The following is a 17,147-nucleotide window of genomic DNA, read 5'->3' on the forward strand; positions in this document are numbered from 1 at the left end:
ACGAAAAAGGGGCGACTCGCGCCGCCCCTCTTTTACCACGACTGAGTTCAACCACGGAACTCGGCGCGGCCACGGTACGCCGCCTGGCCGGCCAGCTGCTCCTCGATGCGCAGCAGCTGGTTGTACTTGGACACGCGGTCGGAACGGCACAGCGAGCCGGTCTTGATCTGGCCGGCGGCGGTGCCCACGGCGAGATCCGCAATGGTGCTGTCCTCGGTTTCGCCGGAGCGGTGCGAGATCACCGCGGTGTAGCCGGCGGCCTTGGCCATCTGGATGGCTTCTAGGGTCTCGGTCAGCGAGCCGATCTGATTGAACTTGATCAGGATCGAGTTGCCGATGGCCTCGTCGATGCCACGCTTGAGGATCTTGGTGTTGGTGACGAACAGGTCGTCGCCGACCAGCTGCACCTTCTGGCCGATCTTGTCGGTCAGCACCTTCCAGCCGGCCCAGTCGGACTCGTCCATGCCGTCCTCGATGGAGATGATGGGGTAGCGCTGGGTCAGGCCGGCCAGGTAGTCGGCGAAGCCGGCGGCGTCGAACACCTTGCCTTCACCGGCCAGGTCGTACTGGCCGTTCTTGTAGAACTCGCTGGAGGCGCAGTCCAGGGCCAGGGTGACATCCTCGCCCAGCTTGTAGCCGGCATTGGCCACGGCCTCGGCGATAGCCGCCAGGGCATCTTCGTTGGACGCCAGGTTCGGCGCGAAGCCGCCCTCGTCGCCCACCGAGGTGCTCAGGCCACGGGCCTTGAGCACGGCCTTGAGGTGATGGAAGATCTCGGTACCCATGCGCAGGGCGTCGGAGAAGGTCTTGGCGCCGACCGGCTGAACCATGAACTCCTGGATGTCGACGTTGTTGTCGGCGTGCTCGCCGCCGTTGATGATGTTCATCATCGGCACCGGCATGGAGTACTGGCCCGGGGTGCCGTTGAGGTCGGCGATGTGCGCATACAGCGGCACGCCCTTGGCCTGAGCGGCGGCCTTGGCGGCGGCCAGGGACACGGCGAGGATGGCGTTGGCGCCCAGGCTGGCCTTGTTCTCGGTGCCGTCCAGCTCGATCATGGCGCGATCCAGGGCGGCCTGGTCGATCGCATCTTTACCCAGCAGCAGGTCGCGGATCGGCCCGTTGATGTTGGCCACGGCCTTGAGCACGCCCTTGCCCAGGTAACGACTCTTGTCGCCATCACGCAGCTCCAGCGCCTCGCGCGAACCGGTGGAAGCACCGGACGGCGCACAGGCGCTGCCGATGATGCCGCCCTCGAGGATCACATCGGCTTCCACGGTCGGGTTGCCACGGGAGTCGAGAACCTCACGGCCTTTGATGTCGACGATCTTTGCCATTGCGTTGAGCACTCCAAAAGTTGACGAACAGGTTAGCGCCGGACTGAACAGCTGGTGCGCACGGGCCGAGGCACGAGCGCGCAAATGTACCGACAAGCAAACAAAATTGTATACAAAAATTCCGCCAGCGGAAAACCGCCGCGTCAGGCGGTCTCGACCGGCGCAAAGCTCTTGATCAGCTCGTCCAGCTGCTTGAGCTGGCCGAGGAAGGGCTCCAGCTTGTCCAGGCGCAGGGCGCAGGGGCCGTCGCACTTGGCCTGGTCCGGGTCCGGATGGGCCTCGAGGAACAGTCCGGCCAGGCCCTGGCTCATGCCGGCCTTGGCCAAGTCGGTGACCTGGGCGCGGCGGCCGCCGGCGGAATCGGCGCGTCCGCCCGGCATCTGCAGGGCATGGGTCACGTCGAAGAATACCGGGTACTGGAACTGTTTCATGATGCCGAAGCCGAGCATGTCCACCACCAGGTTGTTGTAACCGAAGGAGGAGCCGCGCTCGCAGAGGATCAGCTGGTCGTTGCCGGCCTCCTCGCACTTGGCCAGGATGTGCTTCATCTCCTGGGGGGCGAGAAACTGGGCCTTCTTGATATTGATTACCGCGCCGGTCTTGGCCATGGCCACCACCAGATCGGTCTGCCGCGAAAGAAACGCCGGCAGCTGAATGATGTCGCACACCTCGGCCACCGGCTGCGCCTGATAGGGTTCGTGCACATCGGTGATGACCGGCACGCCGAAGGTCTTCTTCACTTCCTCGAAGATCTTCAGCCCTTCGTCCAGACCCGGGCCGCGGAAGGAAGCGACCGAGGAACGGTTGGCCTTGTCGAAGCTGGCCTTGAACACGTAGGGGATGCCGAGCTTGTCGGTGACCCGCACGTACTCCTCGCAGGCGCGCAGGGCCAGCTCGCGGGACTCGAGGACGTTGATGCCGCCGAACAGCACCATGGGCTTGTCGTTGGCGATCTCGATTCCGCCGACGCGGATGGTCTTCTGGGTCATGCCTCAGGCCTTCTTCGCGCGCTGCGCCAGCGCGGCGTTGACGAAGCCGCTGAACAGCGGATGGCCGTCGCGCGGCGTCGAGGTGAACTCGGGGTGGAACTGGCAGGCGACGAACCAGGGATGATCCGGCGCCTCCACCACTTCCACCAGGGCGCCGTCGCCGGAGCGTCCGGTGACCTTGAGGCCGGCCTCGATCAGCTGCGGCAGCAGGTTGTTGTTGACCTCGTAACGATGGCGATGGCGCTCGACTATGACGTCCTGGCCGTAGCACTCACGCACCTGGGAGCCGCTTTCCAGCTGGCAGTCCTGGGCGCCCAGACGCATGGTGCCGCCGAGGTCGGAGCTTTCGCTGCGCTGCTCGACTTCGCCAGTGGCGTCCTGCCACTCGGTGATCAGGCCGACCACCGGGTGGCTGCCGCTGCTGTCGAATTCGGTGGAGTTGGCATCCGACCAGCCCAGCACGTTGCGGGCGAACTCGATCACCGCGACCTGCATGCCGAGGCAGATGCCCAGGTAGGGGATCTTGTTCTCGCGGGCGTACTGCACGGTCTTGATCTTGCCTTCCACGCCGCGCAGGCCGAAGCCGCCCGGCACCAGGATGGCATCGACGCCTTCGAGCAGGCCGGTGCCCTGGTTCTCGATGTCTTCGGAATCGATGTAGCGCAGGTTGACCTTGGTGCGGTTCTGGATACCGGCGTGGCTCATCGCCTCGATCAGCGACTTGTAGGCATCCAGCAGCTCCATGTACTTGCCGACCATGGCGATGTTGACTTCGTGCTCGGGGTTCAGCTTGGCGTCGACCACGCGGTCCCACTCGGACAGGTCGGCGCCGCCGCAGTCCAGGCCGAAACGCTCGACGACGAAGTCATCCAGGCCCTGGGCATGCAGCACCGAGGGGATCTTGTAGATGGTGTCGACGTCCTGCAGGCTGATCACCGCACGCTCTTCGACGTTGGTGAACAGGGCGATCTTGCGCCGCGAGGAGACATCCACCGGGTGGTCGGAGCGGCAGATCAGCACGTCCGGCTGCAGGCCGATGGAACGCAGTTCCTTCACCGAATGCTGGGTCGGCTTGGTCTTGGTCTCGCCGGCGGTGGCGATGTACGGCACCAGGGTCAGGTGCATGAGCATGGCGCGCTTGGCGCCCACTTCCACGCGCAGCTGGCGGATCGCCTCGAGGAACGGCTGCGACTCGATGTCGCCCACCGTGCCGCCGATCTCGACCATGGCCACGTCGGCATCGCCGGCGCCCTTGATGATGCGGCGCTTGATCTCGTCGGTGATATGCGGAATGACCTGGATGGTGGCGCCCAGGTAATCGCCACGGCGCTCCTTGCGCAGCACGTCTTCGTAGACGCGGCCGGTGGTGAAGTTGTTGTTCTGGGTCATGGTCGTACGGATGAACCGCTCGTAATGACCCAGATCCAGGTCGGTCTCGGCGCCGTCGTGGGTGACGAACACCTCGCCGTGCTGGAACGGGCTCATAGTGCCCGGATCGACGTTGATATAGGGGTCCAGCTTGAGCATCGTGACCTTCAGGCCCCGCGCCTCCAGGATGGCCGCCAATGAAGCCGAGGCGATGCCTTTCCCCAAAGAAGAAACAACACCACCCGTGACGAAGATGTAGCGCGTCATGAAAAACCCTAGAAGTCTGCGTTTAAGCGGTCAGCGCCGCCGGGGAAAGCGAAGGAAGGCCGAAGCCCCCAATTACGGATACGCCGCAATTGGCAAGCCGTCACCGACTCCGGTTCTCGCGAGGAAAGGGAGTCAGCAAAAGCTCGGATAAGACGGGAGCGTAGTCTACCGGAAAGGCCCTATCAGCTCAAACCTGGATCGCACACCGGCGGCTGCCAGCCGAGCCGCCAACTACCGTCGCCGGCACCATCCAAACCTGGCAGATTGGCCACCGCCCGCACCTCGCCGTCACACAGCAGCAACGGCAGGCGACCACGCACGAAGGCCGGCACCCGGCGCTCGTTGAGCAGGCGCTTGAGGTCGCGGTGGCCGCGCCCCGGCAGCGCCATGCGCTCGCCGCCCTGGCGATAGGCCAGGCGCCACTCGCCCTGGGCGGGCAAGCAGCCCTCGATACGTACAGAGCCATTGCCCGGCAATGCCAGCGCCTTATCGGCCTCGAGCGTCAGCAGCGGGCACACCGGCGCCAGCAGCCAGTCGCCGGCCAGCCACCACAACCGCTGGTCGGCCCGGTGCAGCTCGCCGGTCGCCAGACGCCACACCGGCGCGGCATCGCCAGCCGCCTCTCGCAGGCCCTGCCAGCCGGCCCAGTGTTCGGCATCCGGCATAGGCGTCAACGCGCGCAACCAGTGACGCAGGGCATTGCGCTGGCGCGCCGAGCTCAGGGCACACAGGGGCGGCAGGGCCAGGCTCGGCAGCGGCAACCAGGCCAACGGGCCGGGCGCCTCGGCCGCCTGCAGGTCCAGCTGCGCCAGCTCGTCGAGCAACTGCGCCGCCTCGCCGAGCTGCCGCGCCGAGCGCGCCAGGCTGCGCTCGGCTTGCGGCCAGCGCGTGCGCAGCAGCGGCATGACCCGCTGACGCAGATAGTTGCGGGCGAAGCGGCCATCGGCATTGCTCGGGTCCTCGACCCAGGACAGGCGGTGCTCGGCGGCATAGGCCTCCAGCTCGGCCCGCGGACAGTCCAGCAGCGGGCGCAGCAGATGCCCCCGTCCCAAGGCGCGGCTCGCCGGCATGCCCGCCAGACCGCGCACCCCGCCGCCGCGCAGCAGGCGAAACAGCAGGGTCTCGGCCTGGTCGTCGCGGTGCTGGGCAGCCAGCAGCAACTCGCCGGGCGCCAGGGCCGCGACGAACGCCGCGTAGCGCGCCTCGCGTGCGGCACGCTCGAGGCTGGCGCCGGGCGGCACCACGACCGCCTCGACCCGCAAGGGCACACCGAGCGCGTCGCACACCCGCCGACAATGCTCCGGCCAGGCGTCGGCCGCGGCCTGCAGGCCGTGATGCACATGGATGGCGGAAATCGGCGGCAGCGCCTCGCGTTGCGCGAGGCCGGCCAGCAGGTGCAGCAGCACGGTGGAGTCCAGGCCGCCGGAGAAGGCGATGCGCCAGGCCGGCGCATCGCGCCAAGGCGCCAGACGCTCCAGCACCCTGGAGTGCAGGCTCATTTAGGCGATGCCGTAGCTCATCAGGCGCTCGTAGCGGCGCGCCAGCAGCTCCGTGGCATCGAGCTTCTTCAGGATGGCCAGCTGGGCCGTCAGCTCCTGACGGATCGACTCGGCCGCCGCGGCCGGGTCGCTGTGGGCGCCCCCCAGGGGCTCGGCGATCACCTTGTCGACGATGCCCAGGCCCTTCAGACGCTCGGCGGTGATGCCCATGGCCTCGGCCGCATCCGGGGCCTTCTCGGCGGTCTTCCACAGGATCGAGGCGCAACCTTCCGGCGAGATCACCGAGTAGGTCGAATACTGCAGCATGTTCAGACGATCGCAGACGCCAATCGCCAGGGCGCCGCCGGAGCCGCCCTCGCCGATCACGGTGGCGATGATCGGGGTCTTCAGCCGCGCCATCACCCGCAGGTTCCAGGCGATCGCCTCGCTCTGCCCGCGCTCCTCGGCGTCGATGCCCGGATAGGCGCCGGGGGTGTCGATGAAGGTGAGGATCGGCATCTTGAAGCGTTCGGCCATTTCCATCAGGCGGCAGGCCTTGCGGTAGCCCTCCGGACGCGGCATGCCGAAGTTGCGACGGACCTTCTCGCGCACGTCGCGGCCCTTCTGATGGCCGATGACCATCACCGGCTCGCCGTCCAGGCGCGCCACGCCGCCGACGATCGCGGCGTCGTCGGAGAAGTGACGGTCGCCGTGCAGCTCGTCGAACTCGGTGAAGATGTGCTGCAGGTAATCGAGGGTATAGGGGCGGCGCGGATGACGGGCCAGCTGGGCGATCTGCCAGCTGGTCAGGTTGCCGAAAATGCTTTCGGTCAGGGCGCTGCTCTTGTCCTGCAGGCGGGCGATCTCTTCGTTGATGTTCAACGCGTTGTCGTTACCCACCAAGCGAAGCTCTTCGATCTTGGCTTGCAGGTCGGCGATCGGCTGTTCGAAATCGAGAAAGTTCGGGTTCATAGTCATCCGTCTTGCGTCGACGGCCAAGCGGCCGGGGAGCTGTATCCGTTTCGCGCCCTACCTTAAGGGATCGGGCGCATCGAGGTCGACACCCAATAATGTGTCGGGCCAACTGGCGAGGCTCGGCCTCGCCTATCAGCGGTAGTGCAAAAAGACGTTGTCTCGGCCGAACTGGTCACGCAATGCCTGAATCAAGCTGTCGGCCGGGTCGATGCGCCAGTTTTCGCCGAACTGCAGCAGGGCCTTGGCCGCGTCCCCGGTGTAATCCAGGGTGATCGGGCAGGCACCGCGATGGCGGCTGCACAGCTCGGCCAGCCAGCGCAGGCGGTCGCCCTTCAAGGCCGCGCCGGCGACCTTCAGGCGCAGGCTCTCGGCCAGGCCGGTGCGGGCCTCTTCCAGGCTCATCACCCGCTTGGCGCGCAGGCGCAGGCCACCGGAGAAATCGTCGTTGCTCACCTCGCCCTCGACCACCACCAGGGCGTCGGTCTGCAGCAGCGCCTGGGCGCCGGCGAAGGCATCGGCGAACAGCGAGGCCTCGATCCGCCCCGAACGGTCGTCGAGGGTGATGAAGCCCATCTTGTCGCCCTTCTTGTTCTTCATCACCCGCAGGGCGACGATCAGCCCGGCCACCGTCTGGCTGTCGCGCGCCGGCTTGAGGTCGACGATGCGCTGGCGGGCGAAGCGCCGCACCTCGCCTTCGTACTCGTCGATCGGGTGGCCGGTGAGGTACAGGCCGAGGGTGTCCTTCTCGCCCTTCAGGCGCTCCTTGAGCGTCAGCTCGCGGGCCTTGAGGTGATTGACGTAGACGTCGGTCTCGGCGTCGGCGAACACCCCGCCGAACAGGTCCATGTGGCCGCTGTCGTGGCTGCGGGCAGTCTGCTCCGCCGCCTGCACCGCTTCCTCCATGGCCGCCAGCAGCACCGCGCGGTTGCGGTCGATATTGGCCTGGTAGGCCTTGATCTCGTCGTGGAAGTACGGTCCCAGGCGATCCAGCGCACCACTGCGGATCAGCGCCTCCAGGGTGCGCTTGTTGATGCGCTTGAGGTCGACCCGCGAGCAGAAGTCGAACAGGTCCTTGAACGGCCCGTCGCGCCGCGACTCGACGATGGCCTCCACCGGCCCCTCGCCGACGCCCTTGACCGCCCCCAGGCCGTAGACGATGCGCCCCTCGTCGTTGACGGTGAACTTGAATTCCGAGGTGTTCACGTCCGGCGCATCGAGGCGCAGCTTCATGCTGCGGCACTCCTCGATCAGGGTCACCACCTTGTCGGTGTTGTGCATATCGGCCGAGAGCACCGCCGCCATGAACGGCGCGGGGTGATGGGCCTTGAGCCAGGCGGTCTGATAGGACACCAGGCCGTAGGCGGCCGAGTGGGACTTGTTGAAGCCGTAGCCGGCGAATTTTTCCACCAGGTCGAAGATGTTGCCCGCCAGGTCCGCGTCGATGTTGTTACTGGCGCAGCCCTCGATGAAACCGCCACGCTGCTTGGCCATCTCCTCGGGTTTCTTCTTGCCCATGGCACGACGCAGCATGTCCGCCTCGCCGAGGGTGTAGCCGGCCATGACCTGGGCGATCTGCATCACCTGTTCCTGGTACAGGATGATGCCGTAGGTGGGCTTGAGCACAGGTTCCAGACCGGCGTACTGGTAGTCAGGGTGCGGGTAGGACAGCTCGGCGCGGCCGTGCTTGCGGTTGATGAAGTCGTCCACCATGCCCGACTGCAGCGGCCCCGGGCGGAACAGCGCCACCAGAGCGATCATGTCCTCCAGGCAGTCCGGCTTGAGCTTCTTGATCAACTCCTTCATGCCCCGCGACTCGAGCTGGAACACCGCCGTGGTCTCGGCCTTCTGCAGCATGTCGTAGGTTTTCTTGTCGTCCAGCGGGATGAAGTCGATGTTGACCAACTCCTCATCCGCAGCGCCTTCGCGCTTCTGGATGCGATGGATGGTTTCCATCGCCCACTTGATGATGGTCAGGGTGCGCAGGCCGAGGAAGTCGAACTTGACCAGGCCGGCCGCTTCCACGTCGTCCTTGTCGAACTGGGTCACCAGGCCGCCGCCCTCTTCATCGCAGGCGATCGGCGCGAAGTCGGTGAGCTTGGTCGGCGCGATCACCACGCCGCCGGCGTGCTTGCCGGTGCCGCGGGTGATGCCCTCGAGCTTGAGAGACATCTCCCAGATTTCCGCCGCCTCCTCGTCGACCTTGAGGAAGTCGCGCAGCGCCTCTTCCTGTTCGTAGGCCTTCTCCAGGGTCATGCCGACCTCGAAGGGGATCATCTTCGACAGGCGATCGGCCAGGCCGTAGGACTTGCCCTGAGCCCGCGCCACGTCGCGCACCACCGCCTTGGCCGCCATCGAACCGAAGGTGATGATCTGACTGACCGCGTTGCGTCCGTACTTCTCGGCCACGTAGTCGATCACCCGGTCGCGGCCGTCCATGCAGAAGTCGACGTCGAAGTCGGGCATGGAGACCCGCTCGGGATTGAGGAAGCGCTCGAACAGCAGGTCGTAGGCCAACGGGTCGAGGTCGGTGATCTTCTGCACATAGGCCACCAGGGAGCCGGCGCCCGAGCCCCGGCCCGGCCCGACCGGCACACCGTTGTTCTTCGCCCACTGGATGAAGTCCATGACGATGAGGAAGTAACCGGGAAAGCCCATCTGGATGATGATGTCCAGCTCGAAATTCAGGCGATCGATATAGACCTGCTTCTTCGCCTGATAGTCCGGGGTGTCCGGCGGCAGCAGCACGGCCAGACGCTCCTCGAGTCCCTCGAAGGAGACCTTGCGGAAGTACTCGTCCATGGTCATGCCGTCGGGAATCGGGAAGTTCGGCAGGAAGTAGGTGCCGAGCTGGACCTCGATATTGCAGCGTTTCGCGATCTCCACGGAGTTCTCCAGCGCCTCGGGCAGGTCGCTGAACAGCTCCCACATCTCTTGCGGGGTCTTCAGGTACTGCTGGTCCGAGTAAGCACGGGAGCGCCGCGGGTCGTCCAGGGAGCGGCCTTCGCCGATGCACACGCGGGTCTCGTGGGCCTCGAAATCCCCCTGCTTGATGAAGCGCACGTCGTTGGTCGCCACCAGCGGCACGCCGAGCTTCTCGGCCAGGGCCACGGCACCATGCAGGTGTTCCTCGTCGCCCACCCGGTTGGTGCGCTGCACCTCCAGATAGAAGCGTTCGGGGAATGCCGCCTGCCATTCGCGCAACAGCGCCTCGGCACCGGCCTGGTCGTCCTCGAGCAGGGCATGGCCGACCTCCCCCTCCTTGGACCCGGACAGGGCGATCAGGCCTTCGGCGGCGGCCTTGACCCAGTCGCGCTGGATGATCACCAGGTCGTTGCTCTGCCCCTCCATCCAGCCGCGGGAGATCAGCTCGGTGAGGTTGCGATAGCCCTTGGCATTCATCGCCAGCAGGGTCATGCGGCTCAGCGGACCGTCTTCCTCGGGGCTGGCCAGCCAGATATCGGCGCCGCAGATCGGCTTGATCCCGGCGCCCATGGCCGCCTTGTAGAACTTCACCAGGGCGCACATGTTGCTCATGTCGGTGATCGCCACCGCCGGCATGCCGGCGCCCGCGGTCGCCTTGATCAGCGGCTTGACCCGCACCAGACCGTCGACCAGGGAGTACTCGGAGTGCAGACGCAGATGGACGAAGGAAGGGGTCATGGCAAGCCTATGCAGAACACGAAAACGACAAGGCCCGGATTGTACCGGGCTCGGGGATAAAGGCCAGAGACGCGAGCCGCAGGCTGCCCCTAAGGCTCCAGCAGGGCCCGCACCGGCGCGAAGGAGCGCCGGTGAATGGGCGTCGGCCCCAGGCGACGCAGGGCCTCCAGATGGACCGGCGTGGGGTAGCCCTTGTGCCCGGCGATACCGTAGCCGGGATACTGCAGGTCGAGCTGCTGCATCTCGCGATCGCGGCTGACCTTTGCCAGGATCGAGGCCGCAGCGATCGCCGGCACCTGGCTGTCGCCCTTGACCACCGCCGCACTGGGCACCGACAGGCGCGGGCAGCGATTGCCGTCGATCAGCGCCAGCTTGGGTGTCACGCTCAGGCCCTCGACCGCACGCTGCATGGCCAGCAGGGTGGCCTGGAGGATGTTCAGACGGTCGATCTCCTCCACCTCGGCGCGGGCGATGCACCAGGCCAGGGCCTTCTCACGGATCTCCTCGAACAGCTGCTCGCGGCGGGCCTCGCTGAGCTTCTTCGAATCGTTCAGGCCGTGGATCGGCCGGGCCGGATCGAGGATCACCGCCGCGGTGACCACGGCGCCGCACAGCGGACCACGACCGACCTCGTCGACCCCGGCCACCAGCTCCTGCACCTGGGTGAAATCCAGCCCCAGCTGCATCAGGCGCGCCCGGCCAGTTCGAGCACGGCCTGAGCCGCCTGGACCGAAGCGTCACGGCGCAACGCGCGATGAATCACATCGAAGCCCTCGGTCTGCACCTCGCCATCCTCCAGCAGCGGCGCCAAATGCTGCGCCAGGCTCTCCGGCGTCGCCGCGTCCTGGATCAGCTCGGGCACCAGCAGGCGCTCGGCCAACAGATTGGGCAAGGAGATGTAGGGGCTCTTCACCAGGCGCTTGAGGATCCGGTAGGTCAAGGGCGCGACCCGGTAGGCCACCACCATCGGCCGCTTGTACAGCAGCGCCTCCAGGGTGGCGGTGCCGGAGGCGATCAACACCGCGTCGCAGGCGGCCAGCACCTCGTGGGAGCGGCCGTCCACCAGGGTCAGGGGCAGATCGCGGTCGACCAGCAGCTGCTCGAGCTGGGCGCGGCGCTCCGGACTGGCGCTCGGCAGCACGAAGCGAATGCCGGGGCGCAAGGCCCGCAGGCGCGTCGCTGCATCGAGGAACAAAGCGCCCAAGCGTGCCACCTCGCCGCCACGGCTGCCCGGCAGCAGGGCTACCACCGGAGCCTCCTGCGGCAGGTCCAGGGCCGCCCGCGCGGCATGCCGCTCGGCCTGCAGGGGAATGGTATCGGCCAGCGGATGGCCGACGAAACGCACCGGCACCTGCTGGGCGTCGTAGAACTTCGCCTCGAAGGGGAACAGGCAGAGCATCAGGTCGCAGGCCTGACGAATCTTCAGCACGCGCTTCTGCCGCCAGGCCCAGACCGAGGGGCTGACGTAATGCACGGTCTTGATCCCGGCACGACGCAACTTGAGTTCGAGATCGAGATTGAAGTCCGGCGCATCGATGCCGATGAACACGTCCGGCTTGGCCTGGATCAGGTCGCGCAGCAGGCGCCGACGCCGGCCCAGCAACTCCGGCAGGCGGCCGAGCACCTCGACCAGGCCCATCACCGCCAGACGCTCCATGGGGAAATAGGACTCCAGGCCTTCGGCCTGCATCAGGGGTCCGCCGACACCAACGAACTCGATCCGGGCATGCTGCGCCTTGAGCGCACGCATCAGGCCGGCGCCAAGAATATCCCCGGAGGCCTCGCCGGCCACCAGGGCGATGCGCAATGGCTGACCCATGGTTTAGCGGGTGATGCCGCGGCTGGAAGCCTGGATCGAGTCGCGGAACACCGCAACCTCGGGAAACTGCGCCGACGGCTCGGCCAACTCGGCCAGGGCCTGTTCCACGGTCAAGCCCTGACGGTACACCGTCTTGTACGCCCGGCGCAGGGCGGCGATGGCCTCGTTGCTGAAGCCACGGCGGCGCATGCCCTCGAAGTTCATGCTGCGCGCCTCGGCGGGGTTGCCGAAGACGGTGACATAGGCCGGCACATCCTTGCCGATGGCCGTGCCCATTCCGGAGAAACTGTGGGCACCGATGCGACAGAACTGATGCACCAGGGTGTAGCCGGAGAGGATCGCCCAGTCGTCGACGTGGACGTGACCGGCCAGCGCGGTGTTGTTCACCAGGATGCAATGGTTGGCGATCACGCTGTCGTGGCCGATATGGGCATAGGCCATGATCAGGTTGTGGTCGCCGATGGTGGTTTCGCTGCGATCCTGCACGGTGCCACGGTGGATGGTGACCCCTTCGCGAATCACGTTATGGTCGCCGATCACCAGACGCGTGGGCTCGCCCTTGTACTTGAGATCCGGAGTGTCCTCGCCGATCGAGGAAAACTGATAGATGCGGTTGTGCTTACCGATCCGGGTCGGCCCCTTGAGTATCACATGGGGCCCGACCACCGTACCCTCGCCGATCTCCACATCGGCCCCGACAATCGACCAAGGGCCGACGACGACGTCGTCGGCCAGCTTGGCGCTGGGGTCGATGATGGCGCGAGGGTCAATCAAACTCATAGTTTGCGTTCCGCACAGATGATCTCGGCCGAACAGACTTCCTTGCCGTCAACGGTGGCCTTGCACTCGAACTTCCAGATGCTGCGCTTGCAGCTGAGGAACTTGGCCTCGAGCAGCAGCTGGTCGCCCGGCACCACCGGCTGACGAAAACGCAACTTGTCCGAACCGACGAAGTAGTACAGGGTGCCATCGGAGGGTTTGGCCCCCATCATCTTGAAACCGAGGATGCCCGCGGCCTGAGCCATGGCCTCGATGATCAGCACGCCAGGCATGATCGGGTGCTGAGGAAAGTGCCCGTTGAAGAACGGCTCATTGATGCTGACATTCTTATAGGCACGAATACGCTTGCCTTCGACATCCAGCTCGGCGACCCGATCCACCAGCAGGAAGGGGTAGCGGTGCGGCAAGTATTCGCGAATTTCGTTGATGTCCATCATATCCAGAGAGCCTGTAATAAAAAGAGGGGAACGCGGCAGCGGCCGGGCTCAGGCATCAGATGAGGCATTGTCGCCCGAGGTCACGGCGGCCAACTGCTTTTCCAGTTCTTTCAGACGCCTCGCCATGTCGTCCAGCTGTCGAATGCGTGCCGCACTCTTCCTCCACTCGCCGGCCGGCTGCATGGCCGTGCCGGACGAATAGGCACCGGGCTCGGTGATCGAGCGGGTGACCATGGTCATGCCGGTGACGAACACGCCGTCGCACACCTCGATATGCCCGACCATGCCGACGCCGCCGGCGATCATGCAGTTACGGCCGATCTTGGTGCTGCCGGAGATACCGACGCAGCCGGCCATGGCGGTGTTATCGCCGATCTGCACGTTGTGCGCGATCATGATCTGGTTGTCCAGCTTGACGCCATTACCGATCAGGGTATCGGCCAGGGCGCCGCGATCGATGGTGGTGTTGGCGCCGATCTCGACATCGTCGCCGATGACCACGCCACCGATCTGCGCGATCTTCTGCCAGACGCCCTTCTCGTTGGCGAAGCCGAAGCCCTCGCCACCGATCACCGCCCCCGATTGGATCACCACCCGCTTGCCGATCCGCACGTCGTGATACAGGGTCACCCGCGGGGCAATCCAGCCGCCCTCGCCGATGACCGAACGCGCGCCGACCACGCAATGGGCGCCCAGGCTCACCCCGGCGGCGATCTGCGCGCCGCTTTCCACAACGGCATAGGGACCGATGCTGGCACTGGGGTCGATCAGGGCATCGACGGCGATCGAGGCCGTCGGGTGCACGCCCGCCGCGGCCCGGGGCTTGCGGTCGAACAGATGGGAAAGCTCGGCGTAGGCCAGGTAGGGATTGGCGACGATCAGTGCATCGCCCTTATAGCCCTCGGCATCGGCTGCGGTGAGCAGCACCGCACCGGCCTGGCAGTCGCCGAGGTACTTGCGGTACTGCGGATTGGCGAGAAAACTCAGCTGCTCGGCACCGGCTTCCTGCAGGGTCGCCAGGCCGCGGATCGGCTTGTCGGCGCCCCCCCGCAGGGTGGCGCCCAGGCGCTCGGCCAGCTGACCGAGGGTGAACACGGCGGCCCCCATGATCAACGCAGCTGGTTCATGCGCTCGATGACTTGCAGCGTGATGTCGAACTGGGGTTTGACATCGATCACCGCGCCACGCTCGAGCACCAGGTCGTAGTTGCCCTTCTTGATCACTTCCTCGACCGCCTTGTCCAGGTTCGGCTTGAGCTTCTTGAGCATGTCGCGATCGGCGACGGCCTTGGCCTCGTTCAGTTCCTTGGACTGGAACTGGAAGTCACGGGCCTTCTGCTTGAATTCCAGCTCCAGGCGCTCGCGCTCGGCCTGCTGCATCTTCTCGCCGTCCTTGACCAGGCGATCCTGGATGCGCTTGGCATCACCCTCCAGGGTCTTGAGCTTGTTCAGCTGCGGGCCGAACTTCTTCTCGGCATCCACGGCATAGCGCTTGGCCGCATCGGACTCGAGCAGGGCCATCTGATAGTTGAGAACGGCCACCTTCATCTCGGCGAACGCCGGGGTCGCCAGCAGGGCAGCACTTAACAGAACCAGTTGAGTCAACTTACGCACGATGCACTCCTGCAAAAAACTGTTGGTGTTCGAAGGCCAGCCGCTTAGAAGGTCTGGCCGAGGGAGAACTGGAAGACCTGGGTATCGGCATCGTCCGGCTTGACCACCGGCATGGCCAGACTGAAGCTCAGCGGGCCGAGGGCGGTGATCCAGGTCAGGCCGACCCCCACGGAGCTGGCCAGCTCGCCGGCGTCGATGCCATTGCAACTGGTCTGGGTGCTGCCGCAGCTGGTATCGAAGACGTTGCCCACATCCCAGAACAGTGCGGTGCGCAGCGAGCGCTGATCCTTGACGAAGGGCATCGGGAACAGCAACTCGACACCGCCCTGCACCAGCACGTTGCCACCGAACGGCAGCGGGTCCTGGTCGGGGTCGCGCTGAGTACCCGGGTTGGTGCCCTTGCTCGGGGTGCTGCGCGGGCCCAGGCTGTTGTCGTCGAAACCACGTACCGAGTTGAAGCCGCCGGCGTAGTAGTGCTCGTAGAACGGCAGCTCGGAGGTCGAACCGTAGCTGTCGCCATAGCCCAACTGGGTGTGCAGGCGCAGGGTGTAGGTATCGTTCAGCGGCTTGAAGATCTGGCCGCGGTAGTCGAGCTTGTAGAACGACAGGTCGCTGCCCGGAATGGTGGTCTCGAACACCAGGCTCTGGGAATGGCCGCGATTGGCCAGCACGCCGCGGTTGAGGGTCGACTCCGACCAGCCCACGGAGGCCTTGAAGTTCAGGTAGCGCTCGCCTTCCTGGTCGATGAACTTGAAGATCTCGTCGACGGTGAAGACGCCGGTGTTGATGGTGTCCTGCTGGGCGGTCAGGCCGTAGGTCAGGCGCGAGGTCTCGCTGATCGGGTAGCCGATGCTCACACCTGCACCGAGGCTGTCCACCGCGAAGCTGGAGACCTGGGTATCCAGTTCGTCGTAGTCGGTGGTTCGGTAGAAGGCGTTGTAGCCCAGGCTGACGCCATCCGGGGTCCAGTAGGGATCGACGAAGCCGAAGTTGTAGCTGGTCTGGTACTCGCTGCGGTTGAGGCCGAGGCTGACCTTGTTGCCGGTACCGAGGAAGTTGCTCTGGCTGATGGAGCCACCGAGGATCAGGCCGGCATTCTGGGCGAAGCCGACGCTGGCGGTGATGGAGCCAGATGCCTGCTCTTCGACGCTGTAGTTGACGTCGATCTGGTCGTCGGTACCCGGTACCGGCGGGGTCTCGACGTTGACTTCCTTGAAGTAGCCGAGGCGCTCCAGGCGGGTCTTGGACTGGTCGATCAGGTAGGTCGAAGCCCAGCCCCCCTCCATCTGGCGCATCTCGCGCCGCAACACTTCGTCCTCGGACTTGGTGTTGCCACGGAAGTTGATGCGGTTGACATAGGCGCGCTTGCCCGGGTCGACGACGAAGGTGATCGACACGCTGTCGTCTTCGTCATGGGCTTCCGGCACCGCGTTGACGTTGGCGAAGGTATAGCCTTCGTTGCCCAGGCGGCGAGTGATCAGCTCCGAGGTGGTGGTCATCACCTTGCGCGAAAACACCTGCCCTTCCTTGACCAGCAGCAGCGCACGAATGTCCTCTTCCGGCACCTTCAGGTCGCCGGACAACTTGACCTCGCGCACGCTGTACTTCTGCCCTTCATCGACGTTGACCGTGATGTAGACGTGCTTCTTGTCCGGGGTGATGGACACCTGGGTGGAGGAGATGTCCATGTTGATGTAGCCGCGGTCCAGATAATAGGAACGCAGGCGCTCCAAGTCGCCGGAGAGCTTCTCACGGGCGTACTTGTCGTCGTTCTTGAAGAAGGACAGCCAGTTGCTGGTCTTCAGCTCGAACAGGTCGATCAGGTCCTCGTCGGCAAAGACGCTGTTGCCCACCACGTTGATGTGCTGAATGGCGGCGACCGAACCCTCGTTGATATTGATCTTCAGCGCCACGCGGTTGCGCGGCTGGGGGATCACTTCGGTCTCGATCTCGGCAGAGTAGCGACCCTGGGCCACGTACTGACGCTGCAGTTCGTTGCGCACGCCCTCGAGGGTGGCACGCTGGAAGATTTCGCCTTCGGCCAGGCCGGATTGACTGAGCCCCTTGAGCAGGTCTTCGCTGGTGATCGCCTTGTTGCCCTCGATCTCGATGCTGGAAATCGACGGGCGCTCCACCAGGGTAATGACCAGCACGTCGCCATCGCGCCCCAGCTGGATGTCCTGGAAGAAACCGGTCTTGAACAGTTCGCGGGTTGCCTCCACCAGGCCGCGGTCATCGACCTGCTGGCCGACATTGAGCGGCAAGGCGCCGAACACGCTGCCGGCGGAGACCCGCTGGAGACCGTTGACGCGAATATCGGAGATGGTGAAGGACTCGGCGTGAACTTCGGCGATCATCAATGCGGCAAGCACCGCAGGTAGCAGCAGACGTTTCATGAAGTCCTTTCTTATTCCAACTGACAAT

Annotated in this window: 13 protein-coding genes; all 13 read right to left on the minus strand. The window is 65.3% G+C overall.

Annotation, left to right across the window (positions count from 1 at the left end):
* Nucleotides 1-47: 47 nt before the first annotated feature.
* The 13 genes from eno to bamA all read right to left on the minus strand — a co-directional run bounded on the left by eno (nucleotide 48) and on the right by bamA (nucleotide 17,119).
* Nucleotides 48-1,337, minus strand: coding sequence for a phosphopyruvate hydratase (gene eno, locus SBP02_RS14790; RefSeq protein WP_318642872.1), 1,290 nt, complete (start codon nucleotides 1,335-1,337; stop codon nucleotides 48-50).
* A 143-nt stretch (nucleotides 1,338-1,480) separates the two neighbouring features.
* Nucleotides 1,481-2,326, minus strand: a complete 846-nt coding sequence (gene kdsA, locus SBP02_RS14795) for a 3-deoxy-8-phosphooctulonate synthase (RefSeq protein WP_318642873.1) — start codon at nucleotides 2,324-2,326, stop codon at nucleotides 1,481-1,483.
* Between the two features lie 3 nt (nucleotides 2,327-2,329).
* A complete protein-coding gene (locus tag SBP02_RS14800; RefSeq protein ID WP_318642874.1) occupies nucleotides 2,330-3,961 on the minus strand; it encodes a CTP synthase in 1,632 nt (543 codons plus the stop codon).
* A 182-nt stretch (nucleotides 3,962-4,143) separates the two neighbouring features.
* Nucleotides 4,144-5,460, minus strand: a complete 1,317-nt coding sequence (gene tilS, locus SBP02_RS14805) for a tRNA lysidine(34) synthetase TilS (protein WP_318642875.1) — start codon at nucleotides 5,458-5,460, stop codon at nucleotides 4,144-4,146.
* Nucleotides 5,461-6,411: an acetyl-CoA carboxylase carboxyltransferase subunit alpha gene (locus SBP02_RS14810; protein WP_318642876.1), complete on the minus strand. Its 951-nt coding sequence runs from the start codon at nucleotides 6,409-6,411 to the stop codon at nucleotides 5,461-5,463.
* A 135-nt stretch (nucleotides 6,412-6,546) separates the two neighbouring features.
* A complete protein-coding gene (gene dnaE, locus SBP02_RS14815; RefSeq protein WP_318642877.1) occupies nucleotides 6,547-10,074 on the minus strand; it encodes a DNA polymerase III subunit alpha in 3,528 nt (1,175 codons plus the stop codon).
* Between the two features lie 89 nt (nucleotides 10,075-10,163).
* Nucleotides 10,164-10,760 (minus strand): ribonuclease HII, encoded by a 597-nt coding sequence (gene rnhB / locus SBP02_RS14820; RefSeq protein ID WP_318642878.1) that lies wholly within the window; start codon nucleotides 10,758-10,760, stop codon nucleotides 10,164-10,166.
* Entirely contained in the window at nucleotides 10,760-11,893 is a 1,134-nt protein-coding gene (gene lpxB, locus SBP02_RS14825) for a lipid-A-disaccharide synthase (RefSeq protein ID WP_318642879.1), read from the minus strand. The genes rnhB and lpxB overlap by 1 nt, the downstream gene beginning before the upstream one ends.
* Nucleotides 11,894-11,896: 3 nt before the next feature.
* Entirely contained in the window at nucleotides 11,897-12,673 is a 777-nt protein-coding gene (gene lpxA / locus SBP02_RS14830) for an acyl-ACP--UDP-N-acetylglucosamine O-acyltransferase (protein ID WP_318642880.1), read from the minus strand.
* Nucleotides 12,670-13,110, minus strand: coding sequence for a 3-hydroxyacyl-ACP dehydratase FabZ (gene fabZ, locus SBP02_RS14835; RefSeq protein ID WP_318642881.1), 441 nt, complete (start codon nucleotides 13,108-13,110; stop codon nucleotides 12,670-12,672). The genes lpxA and fabZ overlap by 4 nt, the downstream gene beginning before the upstream one ends.
* A 48-nt stretch (nucleotides 13,111-13,158) precedes the next feature.
* Nucleotides 13,159-14,217, minus strand: a complete 1,059-nt coding sequence (gene lpxD, locus SBP02_RS14840) for a UDP-3-O-(3-hydroxymyristoyl)glucosamine N-acyltransferase (RefSeq protein ID WP_318642882.1) — start codon at nucleotides 14,215-14,217, stop codon at nucleotides 13,159-13,161.
* A gap of 2 nt (nucleotides 14,218-14,219) precedes the next feature.
* The gene (locus tag SBP02_RS14845) at nucleotides 14,220-14,723 is read right to left on the minus strand and encodes an OmpH family outer membrane protein (RefSeq protein WP_318642883.1); all 504 of its coding nucleotides are present in this window, start codon (nucleotides 14,721-14,723) and stop codon (nucleotides 14,220-14,222) included.
* A gap of 44 nt (nucleotides 14,724-14,767) precedes the next feature.
* On the minus strand, nucleotides 14,768-17,119 hold the full coding sequence (bamA, locus tag SBP02_RS14850; RefSeq protein WP_318642884.1) for an outer membrane protein assembly factor BamA: 2,352 nt from the start codon (nucleotides 17,117-17,119) through the stop codon (nucleotides 14,768-14,770).
* Between the last annotated feature and the right edge of the window lie 28 nt (nucleotides 17,120-17,147).

The organism is Pseudomonas benzenivorans (assembly GCF_033547155.1).
In the GTDB taxonomy this organism is placed as follows: domain Bacteria; phylum Pseudomonadota; class Gammaproteobacteria; order Pseudomonadales; family Pseudomonadaceae; genus Aquipseudomonas; species Aquipseudomonas benzenivorans_B.

Coding starts and splice junctions, on each gene's coding strand:
- fabZ (WP_318642881.1), bottom strand. CDS start 13,110: ATGATGGACATCAACGAAATTCGCGAATACTTGCCGCACCGCTACCCC.
- tilS (WP_318642875.1), bottom strand. CDS start 5,460: ATGAGCCTGCACTCCAGGGTGCTGGAGCGTCTGGCGCCTTGGCGCGAT.
- lpxD (WP_318642882.1), bottom strand. CDS start 14,217: ATGGGGGCCGCCGTGTTCACCCTCGGTCAGCTGGCCGAGCGCCTGGGC.
- dnaE (WP_318642877.1), bottom strand. CDS start 10,074: ATGACCCCTTCCTTCGTCCATCTGCGTCTGCACTCCGAGTACTCCCTG.
- bamA (WP_318642884.1), bottom strand. CDS start 17,119: ATGAAACGTCTGCTGCTACCTGCGGTGCTTGCCGCATTGATGATCGCC.
- rnhB (WP_318642878.1), bottom strand. CDS start 10,760: ATGCAGCTGGGGCTGGATTTCACCCAGGTGCAGGAGCTGGTGGCCGGG.
- lpxA (WP_318642880.1), bottom strand. CDS start 12,673: ATGAGTTTGATTGACCCTCGCGCCATCATCGACCCCAGCGCCAAGCTG.
- lpxB (WP_318642879.1), bottom strand. CDS start 11,893: ATGGGTCAGCCATTGCGCATCGCCCTGGTGGCCGGCGAGGCCTCCGGG.
- kdsA (WP_318642873.1), bottom strand. CDS start 2,326: ATGACCCAGAAGACCATCCGCGTCGGCGGAATCGAGATCGCCAACGAC.
- eno (WP_318642872.1), bottom strand. CDS start 1,337: ATGGCAAAGATCGTCGACATCAAAGGCCGTGAGGTTCTCGACTCCCGT.
- SBP02_RS14800 (WP_318642874.1), bottom strand. CDS start 3,961: ATGACGCGCTACATCTTCGTCACGGGTGGTGTTGTTTCTTCTTTGGGG.
- SBP02_RS14810 (WP_318642876.1), bottom strand. CDS start 6,411: ATGAACCCGAACTTTCTCGATTTCGAACAGCCGATCGCCGACCTGCAA.